Annotated in this window: 7 protein-coding genes; 2 read left to right on the top strand and 5 right to left on the bottom strand. The window is 50.0% G+C overall.

The annotated features are described in order from the left end of the window. Positions 1-75 precede the first annotated feature (75 nt). Complete coding sequence (locus CAG65_RS11515) at positions 76-750, top strand: fructose-6-phosphate aldolase (protein ID WP_161453724.1); 675 nt, start codon at positions 76-78, stop codon at positions 748-750. Positions 751-816: 66 nt separating this feature from the next. On the opposite strand, the gene CAG65_RS11510 is transcribed toward CAG65_RS11515, so the two are convergent. From CAG65_RS11510 to CAG65_RS11490, 5 genes are all read right to left on the bottom strand, one after another. After that, positions 817-969, bottom strand: a complete 153-nt coding sequence (locus tag CAG65_RS11510) for a hypothetical protein (RefSeq protein ID WP_161453723.1) — start codon at positions 967-969, stop codon at positions 817-819. Positions 970-1,049: 80 nt separating this feature from the next. Then, entirely contained in the window at positions 1,050-2,399 is a 1,350-nt protein-coding gene (creD, locus tag CAG65_RS11505; protein WP_161453722.1) for a cell envelope integrity protein CreD, read from the bottom strand. Between the two features lie 75 nt (positions 2,400-2,474). Then, positions 2,475-3,917, bottom strand: coding sequence for a two-component system sensor histidine kinase CreC (gene creC / locus CAG65_RS11500; RefSeq protein ID WP_161453721.1), 1,443 nt, complete (start codon positions 3,915-3,917; stop codon positions 2,475-2,477). Beyond that, a complete protein-coding gene (locus CAG65_RS11495; RefSeq protein WP_161453725.1) occupies positions 3,914-4,609 on the bottom strand; it encodes a response regulator in 696 nt (231 codons plus the stop codon). Before CAG65_RS11495 ends, creC begins: the two co-directional genes overlap by 4 nt. Before the next feature lie 94 nt (positions 4,610-4,703). Further along, positions 4,704-5,162 (bottom strand): GNAT family N-acetyltransferase, encoded by a 459-nt coding sequence (locus tag CAG65_RS11490; RefSeq protein WP_021706095.1) that lies wholly within the window; start codon positions 5,160-5,162, stop codon positions 4,704-4,706. A 157-nt stretch (positions 5,163-5,319) separates the two neighbouring features. On the opposite strand from CAG65_RS11490, the gene CAG65_RS11485 reads away from it, so the two are divergent. Next, a partial coding sequence (locus CAG65_RS11485; RefSeq protein WP_161453720.1) for an EamA family transporter occupies positions 5,320-6,142 on the top strand: 823 nt, incomplete at its 3' end.

Below are 6,142 nucleotides of genomic sequence, written 5' to 3'. Positions count from 1 at the left end.
ATCAAGATCTCAGCGGATTGTCAGATCTATAGTGATCCCATCATCAAAACGAAGATTTTGTATAAGGTAGAATCCATGATCGAACTCTATTTAGATACTGCTGACGTGGCAGAAGTAAAACGCTTTAACCAATGCCTACCTCTGAAAGGGGTAACCACAAATCCAAGTATTTTGGCGAAGTCAAAACAAGGCTTGAACCAAACCTTAGCTGGCATGCAAGAAGCGTTAGGGGGCACACCCCGTTTCCATGCTCAAGTGGTGAGCACAACTGTAGAAGGCATGGTAGAAGAAGCCCGCCAAATCCATGAATTACCTTATGATATGATCGTCAAAGTGCCAGCAACCGAAACGGGCTTAGCGGCAATTAAGTTAATGAAAAAAGAGGGAATTCAAGTGCTTGCTACCGCTATTTACTCTGCTCAGCAAGGTTTCCTTGCGGCATTGTGCGGCGCTGACTATCTTGCACCTTATGTGAACCGTATAGATACGATGAACGGGAACGGTGTAGAAGTGGTTGCAGACCTGCAATTGCTACTGGATCAAAACCAACTGTCTGCAAAAATTTTGGCCGCGAGTTTTAAAAATACCCAACAAGCGATGGAAGTGATGAAGTTGGGTATTGAAGCGATCACCTTGCCTGTCGATGTGGCCGCGCAGATGTTTTCTCATCCAGCAGTTCAGCCGGCTGTCGATCAATTTGACAAAGACTGGAAATCCACGTTTGGTGACAAGCTTTCATTTGAAAGTTAACCCCGAAGCTTGAATGGGTAAGCCGGGATCATCTCCGGCCTCCCCAACAAAACGCTTGCTCTGATGTTATGGACTGACCTGCTGTTGCTGAGCCCAGATAACGACTTTTTCCAACAAACTTTTCTGTACTCGCCGTCTGCTCTTTTTGCACAACGCTGTGCGAGTCACTGCATGCTGGTTGATGCACTCCCAGCGCTCGGTGCTTAGGTACGTCTTCATAATGTGATCTTTCTCCACTAACAGACTCATGGGAATATGTGCTCAGTTGACACGCTGAGCGCACTCTTTTTCGCCATTGATTAAGGTCCAGACCGGTCGCAATTCGCGACATCGGCTTGCTCAGCCGCTTTGTGACTGCGTTCGTACCAATCCACATGACGGGTCAACAGCATCACCAGGCTGAGTATGGCAAAACAGAGCAGTGTCCCCATCAATAACGCATAGCTTTCTGCCTGCAACAACCCAAATAACAGGCCATAGAGTATCGCCAAACTTACGCCAAACGCCGCACCGTGCTTACGATTGCCCAGCATGCCACCCACGTAAACACTCAGTAATCCCGTCGATGCCAGAGCCGACACCAGATAGGCAAGGTTGAACCCGATGTGCTCACTCATTGAAATCAGCAGCAAGTAAAACAGCGCCAGCGCCAATCCGACAAAACCGTATTGAATCGGATGCACCGGACGCGCCTGAAATATTTCCAGCAGGAAGAAACTGGCAAACACCAATGTGATCACCAATAAAGAGTAATTCACTGCGCGATGGGACTTCAGGTAGTGATCCACCGGATCGATCAGGTCGACCCCCATTTGTCTCTGTTCCAACTCGTGGCAAGCGCTGTTGGATGACAAACAACTCATGAATAATTGAGCAATATTGGTGGAGAAGTTGTTGCTTGACCATTGCGCGTTAAAGCCAGAATCCGAAATCTCGGAAGACACAGGTAAATAGTCACCGATAAAACTCGGGTGCGGCCAGGACGATGAGAGCGCAACCGTCGTCCGATTCCCAATCGGCGTAACTTGCAGTTGTCCCATGCCTTGCAGTAAGAAGTTGAGGTCAAACTCAAGCGATTGACTCACATCGAGTTGCGTAAGGCTTAAGTCACTGTGAAAACCTTGTGGCAGTTGATCTAACCCGGTGCCCGGCGCCACATCGAGAGCGCGTCCCGCCAACGTCATATCATCTAAGCGGATCAGCCCACGACTGTCTTGGATCCCGACAACCAGACTGACGGTTTTGATATCAAACTTACGCAGCGTTTCTATCTCTCGGAGATCAAAGGTGCCCGTTAATTTGGTCTGCGCTTTATACAGACGTGCGCGATAAATACCGCGGTATTTTTCAAAGCTATCGAGATCCGCGCTCATATCAAAAGTGTCGGGCAGAATGAATGTCTGGCGCGGGATTCGATACGTTTTGTCTTCTCGGGACTCCGTTTCAACGTAGTCCACTAACACAAACGGACCGATAATTCGCTGCTCACCACTGCTGCTGCGCGCAATGTCATTACGCACGGCTTCCTGACGATCCGACCGCTCGGAGATCAAGCCACTGACCATGGACACCGGAATCTGAAGCAGTACAAACAAAAACAGCACGAAACCAAATTTCATGCCGAGTGGATTGTTGAGGATTTTTTTCATGTTTTGTTCTCCCTGAATTGATGCTTTGACTCTAAAACATCAATGTGGAGAACGAATGGAGCCTGTGTGGAGTTTTTATGAAGTTGGCAGATTCAGCGTCACTTGCACGCCCCGCGCGACATTGTCGATACGAAGCGTGCCATTGTGCAGCTTCATCACTTGTTCGACAAAATTCAGCCCCAATCCGGTACTTTTGACCCCATTCTCCCGCGCCAGGGAATAAAAGCGCTCAGTCAGGCGAGGCATGGCGTAATCGGGAATATGAGGTCCGGAATTGAAGACGGACAGTCGGATCGTCGACCCGGATACCGTCGCCTGCCACGTGATCTCGCCTTCGTGTGCGACAAAGTCCAGCGCATTATCCATCAAATTAAATAGAGCCTGTTTGAGCAAAAAGCGTTCGCCGACAATCACACTGTTCGGGTCAATGTCAACGCGACACACCACCGCTTTACTGCTCAAGCGAGCGTCTGCGGCTTGTACGACGTCGTTCACCGTATCTTGCAGTGAAATAGACTCCAGATGCTCTAACTGTGGACGCTTTTCCAAACGTGCCAGCTCCAACAATCTGTCGATCAGCGCCTGCATGCGATCACTTTCACGCTCAATATTGTTGGCAAAACGGGCGATTTTCTCGTCTGGCAGCGGCATTTGCAGAATTTCACTGGCCCCTTTGATGGCAGACAACGGGCTTTTCAGTTCATGTGTGAGGGTTTGCACGTACTCTTCCACATACTGCTTGCCATCCAGTTGATTACGCATTTTCTCTAACGCATCACTGAGCGTGCCGTACTCATAAAAAATCCGAAATGTCGGCTTGGCAATCTTTTCACCTTGGCCTGTTTTCAGTGCGTACTGCTCCAGCTTGTTGAGCGCGGAGTGAATGCGCCACGCAAATAAAGCACCGGCAATTAATACCAGCCCGCTCATCCACACCATCCAAAACAACACATTACGCTTAGACAGGTCGATAAACGGCTGCACTGAACGATTCGCTTTAGCGACCGTGACACTGCCAATAATCTCACCGTCATGATAGATCGGCGCTGCGACATACATCACTGTCGACAAGGGATCATTCGGGTCGTCCGCGGTGCTGCGAGCCCCATATTGCCCCCGCAGAGTCAGATACACGTCGTTCCATTGCGAGAAGTCCTGGCCAATATCCTGCTGCCAGGAATCCGCAATCACAATGCCTTGTTTATCGGTAATATAGATTCGATGATTGATGGCTTTCTTGCCAATTTCCCAAATACGCGCCTGAGGTTCACGCTGGCCATAAGACGTGAGCAGTGTCGAAAAACGGCTCTGGGATAACAGGCCATTGGCGACGTCTTCTTCGGCCAGCACCGCCAGCAGATTCGCCATATCCACCAGCGTCTCTTCGGTCGTCTGACGCACGGTCGGCTTCAGCTCCTGAATCACGGTTCGGCTCACCATATATGCCGTCATGCCTACCAGGACAAAATAGAGAAAGAACAGCCGTAAACCGAGCGGAATTTTCGGCCAGCGACTCATGATTCACCTGCCGTCTGATAGAAGTAACCGAAACCACGTTTTGTGCAGATCCGTTCGGCCAGGTTAAAAGGTTTCAACTTACTGCGGATAGCTTTGATGTGCGTGTCGATGTTACGTTCGTACACTGCGTCTGGCGCCATGTCCGCTGCAAGCATCAGTTGCTCTCGACTCAGCACCTTGGAATCTGCGTTGATCAATTTATGCAAAATCTTAAACTCCGCCGCCGTCAATCCCAGCATCTGACCGTTCACGCAATAGTCAAAGTTTTGTGCGCTCAGCTCTTGGCTGACTGGTAGCGCAGCGGACATAGCCTGAGACGCAGGAACGCGTGACTTGATGCGCAGCTTAATACGCGCCAGCATTTCCCGAGGACTGAATGGCTTTGTCACATAATCGTCCGCACCAATTTCCAGCCCCACAATGCGGTCGATTTCGTCGTTTCTGGCGGTCAGAAAAATAATCGGGACGGCCGAAAACTCGCGGATCGTCTTACACAATTCGAAGCCGTTGCCGTCAGGTAAACCAACATCAAGTACCAGCAGCGCAACAGGATTGTGTTGTAGATACGCCAGCCCTTCTCTTGCTGTGGTAAACCACTCGGCGTGGTAACCGTCCATGTCGAGTACATGAATGAGGTTCTCAGCAATCGCCGCCTCATCTTCGATGATGACTACGGTTAACTTATCGCTCAATATCTCGACCTCGTACGCTGTTGGTGATGGCAAACCACGATGTTGGCCCAATGACCTGATCCCGCCTGTGTGAATGCTTTTTTGCTTTGTTCATTTAATCCAGTGTTAACGTCATAAAGCGGCTATTCGGATCCGGCAGATAGCCAGCAAAAGGCTCACAATATTCGAAGCCATACTTCTGATACAAAGTCCTTGCCGGACGAAAAAAATCCATCGAACCGGTTTCAAGACTGATCCGACGATAGCCACGCAAGCGGGCCTGTTCAATCACATGACTAAGTAAATCTGACGCCACCCCACGATTTCGGGCGCTACGCGCTGTGCGCATTGACTTGATCTCGGCATGGTCATTGTCTAACTCTTTCAGCGCTGCACACCCCAACAACTCTTCTTCCTGCCAACCTGTCCAGAACGTCACCGAAGGATGTTTGAGCTTGCCGAGATCCAACGCGTGTACGCTTTCCGGTGGAGAGGTAGCGTACATGTCTTCCAGATGTTCTTCTAGCAGCGCAATAACGGCTGCGCGATCCAAATTGTCCACTTCGATCTTCATTGCATTTTCCCGTGCTAAGTGATTCATCTTCCATGAAATGATGGGATTTAATCTAAAAACTTTCAGAACAAAACGCAATCGCTAATAACCTCATCAACTAGATAGACTGACTGCACAGGTTATACTCAAACCATTGATGCTGCTGAGAATACCACCCGTGCCAACCCTGCTGATCACCATTGCTGCAATGATAGCCTTCGCTGCCAACTCCTTATTGTGTCGTCTGGCTTTAAGTAACGGCGCGATCGATGCGGGCAATTTTACCCTGCTGCGCTTGCTTTCTGGTGCATTAACCTTAGCAATCATTGCCTTTTTAACACAGCGTCCCATCGGCTTACGCAGTGACTGGCGCTTTAGCATTCAAGCCGGTCTGGCGTTATTTGGTTATGCGATCTTTTTCTCGTTTGCGTATCTTGAACTGTCTACCGGGACAGGCGCTTTGTTGCTGTTTGGTTCTGTGCAACTGACCTTATTGGCGGTATATCGTTGGCAGGGTAATCGCTTTACTGCTCAGGAGCTATGCGGCGTAATCGTGTCATTACTGGGGTTTGTGTGGCTGATGGCACCCGCTGCCAGTCGCCCGGATCCGTTGGCTGCGCTGTTGATGATCGTCTCTGGGTTGAGTTGGGCTGCGTTCACACTGCTCGGCAAACAAGCTCAATCCCCGCAAACAGCCATTACACAAGGCTTTATTGTCGCTGCCGCACTGAGCTTGCTAACACTGCCCTGGCTGCTCCTCTCCTCATCGCTCTCTTTGCAGGGTATCGTTCTGGCCACCATCTCGGGAGCCCTGGCATCGGCTCTGGGTTACATTCTCTGGTATATCGCTGTCGCGCGGATTTCTTTGCTGCAAGCCTCTGTCAGCCAGTTGGCCGTGCCTGTCATCGCGCTCTTGCTTGGTGCCCTTTGGCTCGGAGAGGCCATTACACTACTCAATATCACCACCAGTGCATTAGTATTAGGCGGCATTGCATTAGTAT

Origin of the sequence: Vibrio sp. V39_P1S14PM300, from assembly GCF_009904765.1 — a bacterium.
GTDB lineage: Bacteria > Pseudomonadota > Gammaproteobacteria > Enterobacterales > Vibrionaceae > Vibrio > Vibrio proteolyticus.
Note: the sequence above shows the minus strand (reverse complement) of the source record. Positions and strands in the feature narration are given on the sequence as shown.

Coding starts and splice junctions, on each gene's coding strand:
- CAG65_RS11490 (WP_021706095.1), bottom strand. CDS start 5,162: ATGAAGATCGAAGTGGACAATTTGGATCGCGCAGCCGTTATTGCGCTG.
- CAG65_RS11510 (WP_161453723.1), bottom strand. CDS start 969: ATGAAGACGTACCTAAGCACCGAGCGCTGGGAGTGCATCAACCAGCAT.
- CAG65_RS11515 (WP_161453724.1), top strand. CDS start 76: ATGATCGAACTCTATTTAGATACTGCTGACGTGGCAGAAGTAAAACGC.
- creD (WP_161453722.1), bottom strand. CDS start 2,399: ATGAAAAAAATCCTCAACAATCCACTCGGCATGAAATTTGGTTTCGTG.
- creC (WP_161453721.1), bottom strand. CDS start 3,917: ATGAGTCGCTGGCCGAAAATTCCGCTCGGTTTACGGCTGTTCTTTCTC.